This window comes from Streptomyces sp. NPDC017676 (assembly GCF_044329325.1).
In the GTDB taxonomy this organism is placed as follows: Bacteria; Actinomycetota; Actinomycetes; order Streptomycetales; family Streptomycetaceae; genus Streptomyces.
Map to the genome: position 1 here is coordinate 112,539 of NZ_JBIRJA010000019.1, position 15,370 is coordinate 127,908.

General features: G+C 73.7%; 17 protein-coding genes. 7 read left to right on the top strand and 10 right to left on the bottom strand.

Features of this window, described 5'->3' with window-relative positions:
- Window positions 1-176 precede the first annotated feature (176 nt).
- Window positions 177-416 (top strand): hypothetical protein, encoded by a 240-nt coding sequence (locus ACH4LD_RS34165; protein ID WP_030991631.1) that lies wholly within the window; start codon window positions 177-179, stop codon window positions 414-416.
- Window positions 416-793, top strand: coding sequence for a fic family toxin-antitoxin system, toxin component (locus ACH4LD_RS34170; RefSeq protein WP_398058011.1), 378 nt, complete (start codon window positions 416-418; stop codon window positions 791-793). The genes ACH4LD_RS34165 and ACH4LD_RS34170 overlap by 1 nt, the downstream gene beginning before the upstream one ends.
- A gap of 21 nt (window positions 794-814) precedes the next feature.
- On the opposite strand, the gene crcB (ACH4LD_RS34175) is transcribed toward ACH4LD_RS34170, so the two are convergent.
- The 4 genes from crcB (ACH4LD_RS34175) to ACH4LD_RS34190 all read right to left on the bottom strand — a co-directional run bounded on the left by crcB (ACH4LD_RS34175) (window position 815) and on the right by ACH4LD_RS34190 (window position 3,220).
- Window positions 815-1,189 carry a fluoride efflux transporter CrcB gene (gene crcB / locus ACH4LD_RS34175; RefSeq protein WP_132787613.1) on the bottom strand — a complete coding sequence of 125 codons (375 nt, stop codon included), beginning with the start codon at window positions 1,187-1,189 and terminating at the stop codon, window positions 815-817.
- Window positions 1,186-1,542: a DUF190 domain-containing protein gene (locus tag ACH4LD_RS34180; protein WP_398058012.1), complete on the bottom strand. Its 357-nt coding sequence runs from the start codon at window positions 1,540-1,542 to the stop codon at window positions 1,186-1,188. The genes crcB (ACH4LD_RS34175) and ACH4LD_RS34180 overlap by 4 nt, the downstream gene beginning before the upstream one ends.
- Window positions 1,539-2,030, bottom strand: coding sequence for a fluoride efflux transporter CrcB (gene crcB / locus ACH4LD_RS34185; RefSeq protein WP_398058013.1), 492 nt, complete (start codon window positions 2,028-2,030; stop codon window positions 1,539-1,541). The genes ACH4LD_RS34180 and crcB (ACH4LD_RS34185) overlap by 4 nt, the downstream gene beginning before the upstream one ends.
- A 206-nt stretch (window positions 2,031-2,236) precedes the next feature.
- A complete protein-coding gene (locus tag ACH4LD_RS34190) occupies window positions 2,237-3,220 on the bottom strand; it encodes a phosphotransferase family protein (protein ID WP_398058014.1) in 984 nt (327 codons plus the stop codon).
- 143 nt (window positions 3,221-3,363) lie between these two features.
- Between ACH4LD_RS34190 and ACH4LD_RS34195 the strand changes: the two genes are divergently transcribed.
- Together ACH4LD_RS34195 and ACH4LD_RS34200 are read left to right on the top strand one after the other, a co-directional pair.
- Window positions 3,364-3,996, top strand: coding sequence for a TetR/AcrR family transcriptional regulator (locus ACH4LD_RS34195; protein WP_398058015.1), 633 nt, complete (start codon window positions 3,364-3,366; stop codon window positions 3,994-3,996).
- A gap of 134 nt (window positions 3,997-4,130) precedes the next feature.
- A complete protein-coding gene (locus ACH4LD_RS34200; protein ID WP_398058016.1) occupies window positions 4,131-5,063 on the top strand; it encodes a LysR family transcriptional regulator in 933 nt (310 codons plus the stop codon).
- Between the two features lie 108 nt (window positions 5,064-5,171).
- On the opposite strand, the gene ACH4LD_RS34205 is transcribed toward ACH4LD_RS34200, so the two are convergent.
- A complete protein-coding gene (locus ACH4LD_RS34205) occupies window positions 5,172-5,636 on the bottom strand; it encodes a MarR family winged helix-turn-helix transcriptional regulator (RefSeq protein WP_398058017.1) in 465 nt (154 codons plus the stop codon).
- Window positions 5,637-5,692: 56 nt separating this feature from the next.
- Here ACH4LD_RS34205 and ACH4LD_RS34210 point away from each other — a divergent pair, with 56 nt between their 5' ends.
- Window positions 5,693-6,553, top strand: a complete 861-nt coding sequence (locus tag ACH4LD_RS34210) for an SDR family NAD(P)-dependent oxidoreductase (RefSeq protein ID WP_398058018.1) — start codon at window positions 5,693-5,695, stop codon at window positions 6,551-6,553.
- Complete coding sequence (locus ACH4LD_RS34215) at window positions 6,550-6,786, top strand: hypothetical protein (protein WP_398058019.1); 237 nt, start codon at window positions 6,550-6,552, stop codon at window positions 6,784-6,786. The genes ACH4LD_RS34210 and ACH4LD_RS34215 overlap by 4 nt, the downstream gene beginning before the upstream one ends.
- A 9-nt stretch (window positions 6,787-6,795) precedes the next feature.
- On the opposite strand, the gene ACH4LD_RS34220 is transcribed toward ACH4LD_RS34215, so the two are convergent.
- Both ACH4LD_RS34220 and ACH4LD_RS34225 read right to left on the bottom strand, forming a co-directional pair.
- A complete protein-coding gene (locus tag ACH4LD_RS34220; RefSeq protein ID WP_398058020.1) occupies window positions 6,796-8,037 on the bottom strand; it encodes a hypothetical protein in 1,242 nt (413 codons plus the stop codon).
- A gap of 440 nt (window positions 8,038-8,477) precedes the next feature.
- The gene (locus ACH4LD_RS34225; protein ID WP_398058021.1) at window positions 8,478-8,957 is read right to left on the bottom strand and encodes a hypothetical protein; all 480 of its coding nucleotides are present in this window, start codon (window positions 8,955-8,957) and stop codon (window positions 8,478-8,480) included.
- 103 nt (window positions 8,958-9,060) lie between these two features.
- Between ACH4LD_RS34225 and ACH4LD_RS34230 the strand changes: the two genes are divergently transcribed.
- On the top strand, window positions 9,061-10,290 hold the full coding sequence (locus ACH4LD_RS34230) for an SUKH-4 family immunity protein (protein ID WP_398058022.1): 1,230 nt from the start codon (window positions 9,061-9,063) through the stop codon (window positions 10,288-10,290).
- Window positions 10,291-10,311: 21 nt separating this feature from the next.
- On the opposite strand, the gene ACH4LD_RS34235 is transcribed toward ACH4LD_RS34230, so the two are convergent.
- From ACH4LD_RS34235 to ACH4LD_RS34245, 3 genes are all read right to left on the bottom strand, one after another.
- A complete protein-coding gene (locus tag ACH4LD_RS34235; RefSeq protein WP_398058023.1) occupies window positions 10,312-11,043 on the bottom strand; it encodes a class I SAM-dependent methyltransferase in 732 nt (243 codons plus the stop codon).
- 37 nt (window positions 11,044-11,080) lie between these two features.
- A complete protein-coding gene (locus ACH4LD_RS34240) occupies window positions 11,081-12,994 on the bottom strand; it encodes an ATP-binding cassette domain-containing protein (RefSeq protein ID WP_398058024.1) in 1,914 nt (637 codons plus the stop codon).
- 215 nt (window positions 12,995-13,209) lie between these two features.
- On the bottom strand, window positions 13,210-15,291 hold the full coding sequence (locus ACH4LD_RS34245; protein WP_398058025.1) for a SpoIIE family protein phosphatase: 2,082 nt from the start codon (window positions 15,289-15,291) through the stop codon (window positions 13,210-13,212).
- Window positions 15,292-15,370: the final 79 nt, after the last annotated feature.

Sequence of the window (15,370 nt, forward strand, 5' to 3'; positions counted from 1 at the left end):
CAGGGGTGGGCCTGGCATGGGGGTTCCTTCGTGGGGGCCCCGGGGCAGCGGGTGGGTCGGGACGGGCTCGGGCCTCCCGGCCACAATACGAGCAACTGCTCCTAATGGGAAGGGGTGTCCCCGTCGGGTTCCGGAAAGGCTGCCCCCAGCCTGGTAACAGCTGTTACCGTCGAGGCATGGCGAAGACACAGCTGGGCGCGCGCGTCGATGAGGAGATCGCGGAACTGGCCCGGGCCCGGGCCAGGGACCGCGGCCTGAGCGTCGGCGACTACATCGCCTCCCTCGTGCGGGACGACACCGGCGGACTGCGGCAGCGCGGCATGGACGCCGCCCGCCGGTTCCTCGACGAGCACCAGGCCGTCTTCGACGCGGCCGAGGACGCGGACCGGGGCACCCCGGGCGTGCACGCGGCCTGATGGAGCTGTACATCGACGTCCCCTGGATCCTCGATGTCGCGGAGCTGGCCGGGGCGCGGGACCCGGCCCCCGAGGACTACGGCGTGCCGGTGGCCGCCGTCGCCTGCCACCGCGCGGAACTGCTGGAGCAACCCGTCTACGACGGCCCCTTCGCCCGGGCCGCCGCCCTGGTGCACATCCTGGGCCGCTGCCGCTGGCTGGAGCGCTCCAACATGGCCGTCGCCGCGGCGACGGGCGTGATGTACCTGGAAGCCTCCGGCATCCCGGTCAAGCCCACCCACGACGACGCGGTGGCCCTGCGCGACCTCCTGCGGGACCCCGGGTGCACCGCTCCGGAGATCGCCGCCCTGCTGCGCACCTGGCCCCGGGCGACCTGACCGCCACGTCCGCCGTCGCGTTCAGGACCACAACGCCTGGGCGACGGCGGCGCCGATGAACGCGGCACCGAGGCCGGTCACCACGCTGGCGATCACGTTGGCGGCGGCGAAGAACCTGGCGCCGCTCTCGGCCAGCCGCAGCGTCTCGTAGGAGAACGTCGAGTACGTGGTCAGGGCGCCGCAGAACCCGGTGCCGAGCAGCAGTTGCACCGAGTGGGAGGCGGCGCCGTAGGTCACGGCACCGGACAGCAGGCCCAGGACCAGGCAGCCGGTCACGTTGACGACGAACGTGCCCCAGGGGAAGACGGTGTCGTGCCGGGCCTGTACGGCGCGGTCGGTCAGGTACCGCAGCGGCGCTCCGACCACGGCACCGGCGATGACGAGCAGCCAGTTCACTTCCCCTGCTTCTCCCTGTCCTGTCGGACGTAGTGGATGACCTCGCACTCGTCGAGGATCACCAGCCCCTCCGTGACCAGCTCGTCCAGTCGGGGCAGGAAGGCGCGGACGCGGGCCGCGTCGTCCACGATGACGATCGCCACGGGCAGGTCCTCGCTGAGCGACAGCAGGCGGCTGGTGTGGATCAGGGAGGAGGCGCCGTAGCCCTCGATGCCCTTGAACGCGCTCGCGCCGGCCAGCCCGGCCTCGTGCGCGCGGTGGATGATCTCGTTGTAGAGCGGCTTGTGATGGAAGGTCTCGCCCTCGCTGACGAAGATGGTCAGGCGGAGCGCGGAGCCGTGCAGCCGTGTCACTTCGTCCTCCTCATCCTCCACGAGATCAGGCCGCGGGTGGCCGCTGCCGCGAGCCACACGGCCGCGAGCGCGGCGAGCAGGGTGGCGGCCAGGTAGGCCAGGCCGGTGCGGGCGTGGCCGCCCTGCACCAGTTGGTGGATGTCGACGCTGTAGGTGGAGAAGGTCGTGAAGCCGCCCAGGACGCCGGTGCCGAAGAAGGGGCGCACCAGCCGGTGCGCTGCCCACACCTCCGTGATGACGACCATGAAGGCACCGATCACCGCGCAGCCGGCCGCGTTCACCAGGAGGGTGGTCCAGGGGAAGGCGCCGGGTGCGGTCGGCCAGAGCAGGGAGGCGCCGTAGCGGGCCATGGCCCCCAGCGCGCCGCCCGCCGCGACGACCGCGATCACGGGCGCCTGCCCGTCGGCGAGTCCGCGGCGTCGCGTGGGCGCGGGCGCTCTGGCGCCGGGAACCGTGGGCTCCGTGGTCTGATCGCGGGGAGCTGTCATGCGCGCGCGTCTCCTACTCGTGCGGCCGCCCGGCATGCGGGCGCGTGCGCTCACAAGCAGGGGCTGTCGGCGGCGTCGATGCCGCGGTTCGGGTGCGGCGAGCCCCACCGCCGCGCGACCGCCTGTTCCGGGCTGCCGTCGGTGACCAGCGTAACCGGGGGCACGGAGCACCGTCGCGCCGGCTGCCGTGGAGCGGCGTCGGGGGGTCAGCAGAGGTCGAGCGCCGCTCGCAGGTTGTGCTCGGCGATGCCCGCCATCGCCGCCCGGTCGGGAAAGTCCCCGCCGAGCAGCCGCAGCGGTCCCGCCGTCAGCGAGAGCCGCTGCGCCAGCAGGTAGAGTGCGAGCCGGTCCTCGTCCAGGCCGGCCATCGCCAGCGGCCCGTACGCCTCGCCCAGGCGGATCCGCAGGAAGACGTGCTCCCATTCGACGTCGAAGTACATCGTGCCCTCGATGTCGATCACCACGGGGTGGCCGTCCGTGTCGACCAGCACATGGTCGGGTCCCAGCTCCCCGTGCACGACCGCGTACCGCTCGCGGGGCCGCACCGCGCCCGCCAGGTCCCGCAGCCGCTCCTCCAGCCGGCCGCGGGCCGCGTCGATCCGCTGATCACGCGAGGCGGCCTCCGCGAGGTCCCCCAGCGCGCGGGCGAGGACGACCCCCTCACACGACGTCCCGAGTGACGTCCCTCCGCCGTCGACCACGGCTACCTTGCCGTAATAGGGAGCACGGTGACGCCGCATCGCCTCCAGCGCCTCCCCGAGCCGGTCCAGGACCGGGGCGGCGGCGCGGGGGTCGCGCGCGATGAGATGCTGCAGGTTCTCCCCTCGGACGTCCGCCACGACCGCGAGATCGGACGGGCCGTGGACGCCGGCCCGCTCGGTCAGGCGGATCGCCGGGACACGGACGCCGAGCGCGTCCAGCCGCGCGTGCGCGGCCTCGAACAGGTCCAGCCCGAGACCGGGCGAGAACGGGTCGGTGAGGTCGTCGTCGCCCGGGGCCGCCGGCCAGTAGTTCTCGCCGTCGTCCCACACATACGCGACCGCCGTCGACGCGTCGTCCATCACCAGCCGGTACACGCCCTTCTTGCTGCCGCCCGCGAGCCGCTCGACCGCCTCCAGCCGCCGCCCGCCGCCCAGCGCGGCGCGTGCCGCACCTGCCAACCGCTCGCGCGTCACTGCCCTGGGTGCCACGTCCCCGCCCGTCCCTCCGCCATGTCAACTCGCGCACTGTACGGAAGTGTTGAGAGCCTGGCGACCCGGAGAGGAGGACGCGCGCCCCTCTCGCCTAAAATGGACCGACAAGTCCAGTGCGGGGTGGAGGAGGGCACGCGAACATGAGTGGTGGGACCGCACCGCGGCTGACCCCCAAGGGCATGGCCACCCGGCGCCGCATCGTGGAGGGCGCGGCCGAGGAGATCCGCGAGCGGGGCGTCGCCGGGACGACACTCGACGACATCCGGGCCCGCACCGCGACCAGCAAGAGCCAGATCTTCCACTACTTCCCGGGCGGCCGGGAGGAACTGCTGCTGGCGGTGGCCGCCCGCGAGGCCGAACGCGTCCTGGAGGACCAGGAACCGCACCTCAGCGACCTGACCACCTGGTCGGCCTGGCAGGACTGGCGGGACGCGGTCGTACGGCGGTACGAACAGCAGGGCGTCAACTGCCCGCTCGGCACGCTGATCCTCGAACTCGGCCACACCACTCCGGCCGCGCAGGCCCTCACGGCCCAGTTGGTCAGGCAGTGGCAGGCGGCGCTGCGCATCGGCATCCAGCACATGCAGGACAGCGGCGAGGCCGACCGCCGACTGGACGCCGACCGGCTGGCCGCCGCACTCGTGGCCGCGGTGCAGGGCGGCGTGACCATCCTGATGGCGACCGGCGCCATCGGACACCTGGAAGCGGCGCTCGACACGACGCTGGGGCTACTGCGCACCCCCGCCCTTCCGGCGGTCCGCCCAGGGACGTGACACGACCGCGCCGAGCACGCTGCATCAACTGAGTCGGTACGCCGATCCACGAGTCGGTACGCCGTATCCAGGAGTCGGCCGCCCTCATCCATGATTCCGGCGCAAGTCGGACACGGCTAGCATGCGGCCACATCATGGACTTCACGGATGTGTCACTCACCGCGCTGCGCGTCTTCCGGGCCGTCGCCGAACGGGGGACCTTCACCGCGGCAGCCGCGTCGCTGGGCTACACCCAGTCGGCGGTGTCACGGCAGATCGCCGCGCTCGAACGGGCGGCGGGCGCCGAGCTGCTGGAGCGGCGGCGCGACGGCGTACGGCTCACCGCGGCCGGCCGTGTCGTGATGCGGCGGGCGACGGTCGTGCTGGACGAGATCGACGCGACGGCCAGGGAGTTGTCGGGCCTGCCCGGGCAGGCGGGGACGGTCCGCCTGGGCTGGTTCCCGAGCGCCGGCGCCGTCCTGCTGCCGCGCGCGCTGACGGCACTGGGCCGTACCGATCCCGGTCTTCGGGTCGTCGGCCGGGAGGGCAGCACCCCGGCGCTGGTGCGCGCCCTCAGGGCCGGCAGCCTCGACCTGGCCCTGCTCGCGTCCGCGCCGCCGTTCCGGCCGCCGGACGCCGAGTCGCCCCCGCTCGTCGTGCGGACCCTCACCGAACGCCCGCTGTGTCTGGCGGTGCCCGCCGGCCATCCGCTGGCCCGCGGCGACTTCGTCGACGTGGCCGACCTGCGGGGGCAGCGCTGGATCGCGGGGGCGTCCTCGGGCGAGGACCAGCTCATGGGTGTGTGGCCGGGCCTGGACGAGCGGCCGGAGATCGCCCACACCGCGCGCGACTGGCTCGCCAAGCTGCACCTCGTCGCCGCCGGCTGCGGGCTGACCACCGTGCCGGCCGCCCTCGCCGCCGCCGCGCCACCGGGCGTCCGCGTCCTCCCGGTCCGGGGCGGGCCCCAGGAACAGCGGCGCGTGCTCCTGGCCCGGCTGCCCCATCCGCCGGCGGACCCGGTCACCCGCGTGGCGGCGGCCCTCCGCGCGGCGGCCCTCGACGTGGACGCGCCGTCGTCGTCGCCGTGAGGGAGGCTGGGCGGCGGCCTCGGCGCGCCCAGCCCCTGTCGCGCCTCGGACCGGTGCCGGGGTTCGATCGGGGCGCCGGCCGCGGCCGCCGTGTGCCGGGCCGAGGAGTCAGCGCGTGCCGCTGCGCCGGGCGGCCTCGTCGGCGTCCGTGAGGAGTCGTTCCAGCCGTGTGAGCTGACGGGCGTCGAGGGCGCCGAAGATGCGCTGGAGTATCCGGACGCCCGCCTGCTCGCCGGCCGCGAGGGCCGTGTGGCCCTGCTCGGTCAGCGTGACGGTCTTGCGCCGGCGGTCCACGGGATCGGGGGTCCGGGTGACCAGCCCCAGGCGTTCGAGGGCTTCGACGGCCTGCGTGACGGAGCGGGGCGCCTGGCCGAGCGCCTCGGCGAGTTCGGCCTGATGGAGCGCGCCGCGCCGGGCGAGGAGCTGGAGCAGCTTGGTGCGGGCCAGGGACAGGCCGGCCGCGGCCATGTGCTGATCGACCGCTGTCCGGACCTGGTGGGCGACGGCCAGGAACCGCAGGCCCACGTCCGCGGGGTCGGGGCTGGTGGGCGGCGCTGTTTCGTGCTTGCTCATGACGTCGGGTATCGTCCCACACACAATCGATGAGGTACCTCACGAATGGGGGAACGGTGACCCGTCCCGTTGCTGTGATCACTGGCGCGACCTCCGGGCTGGGCCGGATCGCCGCCCTGGAGCTCGCCCGCCGCGGCTACGACCTCGGCATCGTGGCGAGGTCCCCGCACAGGGCCGACGCCCTGCTCGCCGAGATCGGGGAAGCGACCGGAGGTGCCGCGCGGGCCGACGTCTTCCTCGCGGACCTCGGAGTCGTCGCACAGGCCCGCCGGGCCGGCCGGGAGATCGCCGCGCGGTGTGCGCGGCTGGACGTACTGGTCAACAACGCGGGCCTGCACGCGTTCGCCCAGCGCGTCACGGCCGAGGGGCTGGCGGAGATGACCGCCGTCAACTACCTCGGCCCGTTCGCCCTGACCCAGGCGCTCACGGACACGCTGCTGGCGTCCGGTCCGGCGCGGATCGTGAACGTCGCCTCCGAGGCGTCCCGAAGGGCCGGCAGCATCGCGCCGGCCACGGACCTGCGGGACACCGCCCCCTACACGCGGCGCGCGTCCATGGCCCTGTACGGCCGGACCAAGCTGATGACCATCATGTGGACCCAGGAACTGGCCCGGCGCCTGGACGCCACGAAGGTCACGGTGAACTGCTGCGACCCGGGCTTCAACGCGACCGGTCTCGGCCGCGACCTGCCCGGCTCCGCCGCGCTGCGGCGCGTCCTGAACGCCCTCAAGGTCGGCGACCCGCGCAGGGGCGCGGGCATCATCGTCCGCCTGGCGACCGATCCGGCGTTCGCGCACACCACCGGCGGCTACTTCTCCGTACGCGACGCCAGGCCGTTGCGGTGCCCCGAGCCCGGCCGCGGCGAGGACGTCCAACGGCAACTGTGGGCGGAAACGGAGTCGTTGCTCGCCCAATGACGTTGATGGGGTTCTGGCGCGAGCCGCCGCACGTGGTGACCGACGCCGCCCGCACCACCGCCGGCCTCCGCCTGGCCGCCACCAGCGAGCCGCGGCCCGACCCGGCCGGCCGTGACCTGCTCCCCGACCACCTCCTGGGAGCGGACCGCCTCACTCCGCGACCCGTCCTGCTCCTCCGGGTGCCAGGCCACCAGGAGGAGGCCGAAGGACGGCGGTCGCCGTGCCAGGGGTGAGTCCTCGGATCAGCCCTCGGCCGGGCCGTTCGGGAGCCACGCCGCGAAGACCTCCGGGAGACGGTCCAGGTCCTCGGCCGTGACCGTGACGAGGCGCAGGCCGTGGTGGCGGCCCAGCTCCCGCTTGCGTCTGACCTTCGCGGCGTAGGCCTCCTTCGTCAGGAGACCCAGCGCCTCGACGAACGTGCCGTCCGCCAGGCGCCAGTCCGCCCGCAGGCCGGTCGTGTTGAGTTCCGGGTGGCGCGGGTAGGCGGGCTCCGGCTCGTGGGCCACGCACCAGTGGTGGAGGAAGTCGTCCACGTGCCGTTCGAACAGGGAACGGCACAGATGCCCGTCCGTCGCCCTGGTCGCCGTACCCATCGACGTACGGACCCCGTCCGTGAGGAGCCCCGCGTGCGCCAGCCACTCGGTCCAGGTGCGGGCCGGACGCGCCGGCCGCGCGCTCAGCAGCGTGGAGGCGGGGCGCGGCACCAGGAAACGGCAGAGCATCGCCTCGTCGACCAGGCCGGGACTCCCGAACGGGACGCCGATGCGGTCCAGTTGGGCGAGGGACGGCGGCCCGGAGAACTCGATCCGGGCGAGCCGGCGCAGCGCGTACACGATCGCCTCCGTCCACGCGCCGTCCTCGCCGGTGTCCCGCAGCACCCCGTGTCGCGCCAGGGCGCAGCAGCCGTGGCAGTAGAAGAGCCCCGGGCGCGCCGACTGGGCGGAGCGCCCGCAGAGCCGGCACGGCCCGCGCTCCGCCAGGTCCACGGGGGCCCCGAACAGCGATTCCAGGGCCCGCCGGTAGTACGGGTTCTCCGCCGCGTCGTCGGCGAGCGGCGGCAGCGGGCTCCCGGCCGTCGCGGTGGCCGTCCCGCCGCCGGGCCTCGCGTCGAGCCAGCGGCGGTGGGGCTCCGGGACCAGCCGCCGCACTGCGGCCGTCACCCGGCTGGAGCGGCTGACCGGGCTGATCGCGCCCGGCGCGAACGCGGCCCGGGCGTTGTGCCGCGCCACCTCCTCGGGCGGCGCGCCCCAGGTCACGAGCAGCGGCCGCACGCCGTGCCGGCGCAGCAGCACGGTCAACGCCTCGGCGAGCGGCGCCGCGTACACGGTGAGCGTCCCCGAGTCCCGGTCGAACCAGCCGGCTTCGGCGAGCGCGTCCCGTGACACCCCCGGCTGCGGGAGCCGGATCGACCACGTGCCCCGGCCCACGACGACCACCGCGTCCGGGAAGCCGCCGAGCGCGGCCGGGTCCTCGGGCGCGTCCACGTCCACCCCGTGCGCGCAGCGCGTCGAGCGCCTCGGCGCGCAGTCGCTCGTCGACGAGGGTGAGCGGGCCGTCCGGCTCGTGGTACCGCCCGACCTCCGCACCGGACTCGTCGAGCACGAGGATCCGCGTGTGGTGGAAGACGGAACGGGTGACGGCACGCAGGCCGCGGAAGCCGTGGGCCGCGTTCCGGTACGTCTCCCAGGCCGCCAGGAGCGACCGTGCCTCGGCGTCCCGGCGCAGCCGCGCGCGGTCCCGCTCGGTCTCCCGTCCCCAGGCCCCGCCTGCGGCCCGGTGGCTCAGACCGGTCCGCAGCCGGATGGCGAACCGCTCGGCCAGCGCCCGGCGCAGGCCCCCTTCGACACCGGCCGGGGTCTCCTGCTCCGTGTCCGGGTCCGTGTGGTGTTCCGCCAAGTAAGCGTCCACGAGGGCTCGTACGATTTCACGCTCGGGCAGCAGCACCCGTACCGAACCGACCGCGTGCCCGCCCGTCGGCTGCCACGGGTGGATCGAGCTCTACGACCTGGAGAGCGACAGCCGTTTCCGTCCCGGTCTCCTCGGTGAGCCTGCGGATGCTCTCACTCGTGAGGTGCAGCGCGCTGCTGTGGAGGTAGCCCATGTGCCGGTCGAGAACGGACCCGCCGTGCTCGGGCGGGGCGGCGACCGAGACGGCACGCGTGTCGTGGTCGTTGTCGGGCCGGGGGACGAGGCTCACGCGTACGGGTACGACAGCGTCGCACTTCGCCTTGGGCGGTGCCGGCCTGACGCTCTCTCTCCGCAGCCGGCTCAGGACGAACGCGCGCAGGGCGGGCACGGAGTCGTCGAAGACGGCGAACGCGGGGGAGTGGTCCGTGGCCGGATCGCCCGGGACCATGAGCAGTCCGGCGTCGGGGGCGTACTGGATCGCGTCTCGGCTCGACATGTCCGGATTGTGTCAGAGGCATATGCCAAACACGGGGGACCGCCGTTGTCAGTGGCGGCTCCTATCGTGGAGGCGTCGCTCGAACTCAGCACACGGGGGAGACATGTCCGAGACCAGCGTCGTCATGCCCGAGCACGCGCCGCATCCGGCGATCGTCCATGGACCGACACGCCAGGTCCTGGCGCCGGGCGAGCGGCTGGACGGCCATGGTCTGGTCAGCTTCCGTCCGCTCACCGAGCCGTCGCTGCTGACGGTTCGTGACCATGTGGCCGTGCTGGGCGGCGACCCGGCGGAGCTCGATCCGGACCTCGCCGGACTGCTGCTGATCGGCCGTCTGGTCGTGGAGGGCGACGAGGACGGTGAGGAGGTCGTCCTGGACGCCGTCACCGGACGCGTCTTCAGCATGTGGCTCCACGCCGAGTCGCCGGACGGCGCGGAACTGTTCCCGCTGGCTCCGTCGGTCGGCGCGCTGGCCCGCTTCCTGGCCGCGGTGGACGCGTTCCGGGGGTTGCGCGGCAGGTTCGCCGGCCTGGCCGGGAGGACGGGCCCTGAGGCGGTGAGGGACGGGGAGCGGTTGCTGATTTCGGTGTTCACCGAGGAGGAGTGGGGCGAGGACGGCTGGGGCCCGGCCGGTCCGCGGTCCGGCTGGGACCGGCCGATACCGGCGTTCTGGAGGATCGCCGCGGTGATACGCCCGCTCGGCCTGATCGCAGGTCCCGGTCGGGGGCTGGCCCTGGAGCTGCCGGAAGGCCTGCTGGACGGGGTGTTCGGCGCCGAGGGGATGGTGCGGCTCACCGACGACCAGCTGCCGCCGGCCCTCGTCCACACCCCGACCCGCCGTTTCCTGACCGAAGCGGGCCTGCCCCGCGACGGCTTCATGTTCTACGGCCCTGAAGCCGAACCGCTGGTCACGCTCCCGGAGGACTGGGCCGAGTCACAGAGCGACCCCCGGCACGCCCACCTGTGGGAGGGCGGCGAACAACTGCCGTCGGACGCGGAACACCTGGTGGTGCTCGGCGGGCTGGTCCACGACTTCGACCTGCTGCTCGACGGCCGCACCGGTGCCCTCTTCCACACCGAGCTCGGCGCCGACCACGTCGTCCCGGTCAACGCCGACGTCTCCACCCTCGCCTTCACGCTCTGGCTGCACCAGCGGGAACAGGCCCTGGACAAGGAGCACGAGTTCACCCAGGACTTCTACCACCAGCTCGCCGACACCATGATCGAGGTGCTGGCCTCGGCCGACCCGGTCGCCTGCGCCCCCGCCGCGACCCCGGACGACTACCGCTACTGGCCGGAGGTCTTCCACGACGAGGCGGGCGGCGTCCTGTGACGGCAGACGCCCCCGCGCCGTTCAGGACGGCAGGCGTCCCGGTTCCGTTCCGGGGGTGAACCGAGGTCCAGGGCGGTGTGCCCGGACGAGCGTGCACGCCAGGGGCGTGTCGTCGGCAGGGGCGGTGAGGACGTCGATCCGGTCGACGAGGAGGCCGTGGTCGACGAGGAGGTCTTCCCAGAGGGTGGGGGTGAGCACCCACATCCGAACGGTCAGGGAGCCGCCTCCCGCGAGGGGCAGCCTCTCGGGCCGGGCGGTGACGGAGGTCGACGGACCGTCCCCGGCGGAGCTGGTGTGCAGGGCCGAGAAGACGAGTCGGCCACCCGGTGCCAGCGCGCCCGCCAGGGCGGGCAGGAGGCGGTGCGGGTCGATGTACGGCACGCCGTGGACGGAGTAGACGACGTCGTACGGCTCCGCCCCGCCCAGGTACTCCGCCGCGTCGGCGTGGATCAGGCGGAGGCCCGGCTGACCGCTGTAACGGGCGACCGCTCGCTCGTGCTGGGCACGGGCGCCCTCGACGGCGTCGACGCGGGCGCCGTTGCGTGCCAGGTGGGCGGGGAACTTGCCGGTGCCCGAACCGAGGTCCAGGACGCGGCGGCCGGTGAGGTCGGCGAGGACTTCCTCGCCGGGGCCGGCGGTCGGCCAGTAACCCCAGGACAGCCGGTCGACCTCGGGGATCTCGGTGCCGCGGGCCTGATGATGGGTGCCGTAGGCGTTCCAGGCGAGGAGTGTCCGGCGTTCGATGTCCAGCACGGTGGCTCCCAGGGCGGGTTCGACGGTGGTCAGGGGTTCAGGGATGCGGCTCTTCGGTGCCGCGCTGCTGTAGCCGCCACAGGGATCGGAACAGGCCCGGCTCCCGGGTGAGGTGCGCGTACGTCCCCTCCTGGACGATCCGTCCCTGGTCGAGGACCACGATCCTGTCCGCCACGGCGACATTGGCGAGGCGGTGGGTGATCAGGAGGACGGCGCGGTCCTTGGCCAGGTCGCGCAGGCCGGAGAAGACGCGGTGTTCCGCGCGGGCGTCCAGCGCGGCGGTGGGCTCGTCCATCACCAGCAGGGCCGCCCGCCGGTGGAACGCCCGCGTGAGCACGACGCGCTGCCACTGGCCCCCGGAGAGCTGCTGGCCACCGAACCACTCCGACGTCAACAGGGTGTCGAGCCCCGACCGCAGACCGGGCAGCATGTCGGCCGCCCCGGACGCCTCACAGGCCGCGAGGACGGCGGCGTCCGTGGTGTCGCCCTGCCCGAAGGTGATGTTGTCGCGGAGGGTCAGCGGCAGATACGTGTACTTCTGCGGGGCCAGCGCCACGTGCTTCCACGCCTCCCAGGGCTCCAGGTCCGCCGTGAGCGTGTGGTCCCAGGCCACCTCGCCGGACGTGGGCAGCAACAGGCCGCAGAGGAGACGGGACAACGTGGACTTGCCCGACCCGTTCTCCCCGACGAGCGCCACGATCTCCCCGCGCCGCACCCGGAGGGACACCCCGCTGAGGCTGTCCTTCGGCGCACCGTCGTACCGGTAGCTGACGTCACGGACCTCGAACCGCTGCGGCGGCCCGGGCAGCGTCCCGGTGCCCCGGGACGCCGTCATGGCCTGCCCGTGGGCGTTGTCGAGGAAGTTCTGCCAGTCCTGCACGTACCAGCCGGTGCGGACCAGCCGGGCCCCGCCGTTGATGATGCCGCGCACCGAGCCGGTCGCCGTCTGGAGCGCGAAGACCGCGCCGCCTCCGGCCGCCAGGTCCATGCGGCCGGAGGCCAGGAGCCACAGCAGCGCGGCCCACACCGCGGCGGACGCCACACCGCCGGCGACCGCGCCGGCCAGCCCCATCCACGCACCGGTGTCCGCGGCTGCGCGCTCCGCCGCGTTGACGGACGCGGCCAGGCGCCGGTACCGGCCGATCAGGAACGGTCCGGCCAGGCAGGCCCGCATCTCCTCGCTGGACTCCATGTAGGCCATGTGCCAGCGGAGTTTGTGCAGCATCCGGCGCCGCCCGGAGGTCTCCAGCCCCGCCAGGTACACCACCCGCGCCGCACGCACGTACGCGGCGGCCTGCGGCAGACACGCCAGGAGCAGCAGCGGCAGCAGGACCGGGTGCAGCACGGTGAGGACCGTCGCTCCGGCGGCGAGGGTGGCCGTGGCCGCCAGGACGTCCTGCGCCTCGTCGACCAGGTCCGGGGTGACCTGGGCGCCGCGGTCGGCGATGTCGTAGAAGTCGTTGTAGCCGGGCTGGTTGTTCGCCGCCAGTTCGGCGCCGAGCGCGGCCTCGATCATCGTCAGCTCCGCCGCGCGGGCCAGCACCGGCCGCAGCCGCCCGGTCAGCCACGTCACGATGATCCCCAGCAGGGCCCGCAGGCCGGTCGCCGCGGCGATCACGGCCAACTGCGGGGCCGCCTGCCACAGCCGTTCGGTGATGTCGCCCGAGGAGATCAGCGCGGTGATCGTCCCGGTGACCGCGAGCAGCCCCAGGGCGGCGAGCACACCCGTGCCCGCCTGGCACGTGAGCAACCCCACCGTGGCGGCGCGGTCCACCTGCCACGCCATCCGCAGCGAGCGCAGGACCAGCGCGGGCAGCCGCCGTGCCATCGTGCCGGTCGTCATCTGCGCGCCCGCGCGGAGCCGGGACGTGTCGCGGAACAGGAACTCCTCGTTCTGTGCCGCGCCGGTGCCGGACGTCGGTTCGTCCTGTGTGCCGGCCGGAGTCAACATGGTCCCCCTGACGGTCGTGCGGCTGGTTCGTCAGGGTCAACGACCGGGCCCGGATTTCGAACACATGTGTTTCGGCCGGGCCCGGATCCCCGGGATCGCCCGCGCGTCGGAGCATGCGGGATGCACCGACCCTTGTCGCGCAAGGACCGGGCCCGCGACGGCCGGTGGCCGAAACGCCGAGCGTGCCGCCGCGCCGCGTCCTGTCGGGACCGTGCCTACAGGGCCCGGGCCACGAGCAGGGCCACGTCGTCGTGGTCGTCGGGGTGCCGCAGGCCGTGCAGCAGGAGGTCGCAGGTCTCCTCCAGGGGCCGTTCGGGTGCGTCGAGGAAGCCGAGGAGGGTGTCCAAGCGGTCGTCGATCGAGTGCTGCCGGGTCTCGACGAGGCCGTCGGTGTAGAGCACGAGCAGGTCGCCGGGGCCCAGCTCGGCCGTGGCGGTCTCGAACCGGATGCCGCCGACGCCGAGCGGTGCACCGGAGGGCAGGTCGAGCAGCCTCGGATCCTCGCCGACGCGGGCCAGCGCGGGCGGCATGTGTCCCGCGTTGGCGATGCGGCACTGTCTCGTGTGCGGGTCGAACACGGCGTAGAGACACGTCACGATGTAGTGCTCCAGATCGCAGGTGATCTTGTCCAGGTGCTGGAGCACCTCGCCCGGGTCCAGGTCCAGGTCCGCGTAGGCGCAGGTGGCGGTGCGCAGCCGGCCCATCGTGGCGGCGGCGTCGATGCCGTTGCCCATGACGTCCCCGACGACCAGGGCGGTCTTGTCGCCGGTGAGGGGGATGACGTCGTACCAGTCGCCGCCCACCTCGCTGGTGGCCTGCGCCGGCTGGTAGCGGGAGGCCAGGACCAGGCCCGTGTGGTGCGGCGGATGGTCGGGGAGCAGGCTGCGCTGGAGGGTCAGGGCGGTGTTGCGCACGCTCTGGAACCAGCGGGCGTTGTCGATGGCGATGGCGGCACGGCTCGCCAGCTCGCCGGCCAGGATGACGTCGTCCTCGTCGAACGGGTCCGGAGTACGGGTGCGTTTGAGGTCGAGGGCGCCCAGCACCTCGCCGTGGGCGATCAGCGGCACGGCGAGGTACGAGTGCACACCGGAGCGCGCGAGCAGCTCGGCGGCCTCGGCGTCCCGGGCGATCCGCCGCAGATCGCGTTCGCGGACGTGTCGCACCAGGACCGGCCGGCCGGTGTGCACGCAGAGCGTGACCAGGCGGTCCCCGTCGTAGGAGGCGAGGTCACCGGGGGCGTCGGCCGCGCACAGCGCCACGGTGGGGTGGGCCGCCCTCAGGGCGAGGGCGCGGAACAGCTCCGGGCCGCCCGCCGGCTCGCGCACGCGGCGGCAGGCCAGAGCGGAGTCGAGTACGTCCACGGCGACCACGTCGGCGAGTTCCCGGCTGGCGATCTCGGCCAGTTCGGCGGCGGTCTGCTCCACCTCCAGGCTGGTGCCGACGCGGGTGGAGGCGTGGGCGATCAGGGCCAGCCGGCGCCGGGCCCGGTCCGCCTCGGCCGCCGCGCGGTGCCGTTCGGTGACGTCGACGACGGATGTGGCGGCACCGAGCACCCGCCCGCTCGGGTCCTCCAGGCGGTAGAAGGACAGGGACCAGGCGTGCTCGTGCTCGGGGTCCGAGCGGGGCCGGCCCACGTGGTACTGGTCGAGCAGCGGGGTGCCGGTGGTGAGCACCTGGCGCAGCGCGGACTCGACGGTGTCGACGTCGGGGAAGGGCAGGGTCTCCCGCAGCCGGCGGCCGAGGTGGTCCTCGGCGGGGATGCCGTCGATCCGTTCCAGCGCCGGGTTGACCAGCAGATACCGCAGATCGGGGTCCATGAGGGCGAGACCGATCGGGGACTGGTTGATCAGCCGCTCGCACAGGGCCAGATCGGTCTCGACGCGCTGGAGCAGACTGTGGTCGGCGGCGAGCCCGAGGGCGTAGACGTCCCCGAGGTCGTCGAGCAGCCGCATGTTGCGGAACTCCATCAGGCGCGTACTTCCGTCCTTGTGCCGGATGGGGAACGCGCCGGCCCAGCTCCGGCCCGTCTCCATGACGTCCGCGAACAGCTTGACGACCGCTTGCAGGTGCTCCGGGTGGATGATCAGGCGGGCCGCCGGTCTGCCGAGTGCCTCGTCCGCGGAGTAGCCGAACAGCTCCGCGGCCTGCGGGGTCCAGAACACGATGCGCCCGTCGGTGTCGAGCACGAGCGCGGCCACGCTGAGCACGTCCAGCAGGCTGGTCCGCCGGGGCGGCTCGGCGTCGTACGGATCGTCGTCGGGCGGATCGTCGTCGGGCGGGAAGGATTCGGCTGTCATCCCTGAGCCTCCTGTACCGGCCGGCGGCGCCCGGCCCAGGCCCCGGTCCCGGGCGGACCCGGTTCCTTCCATGCTCCCT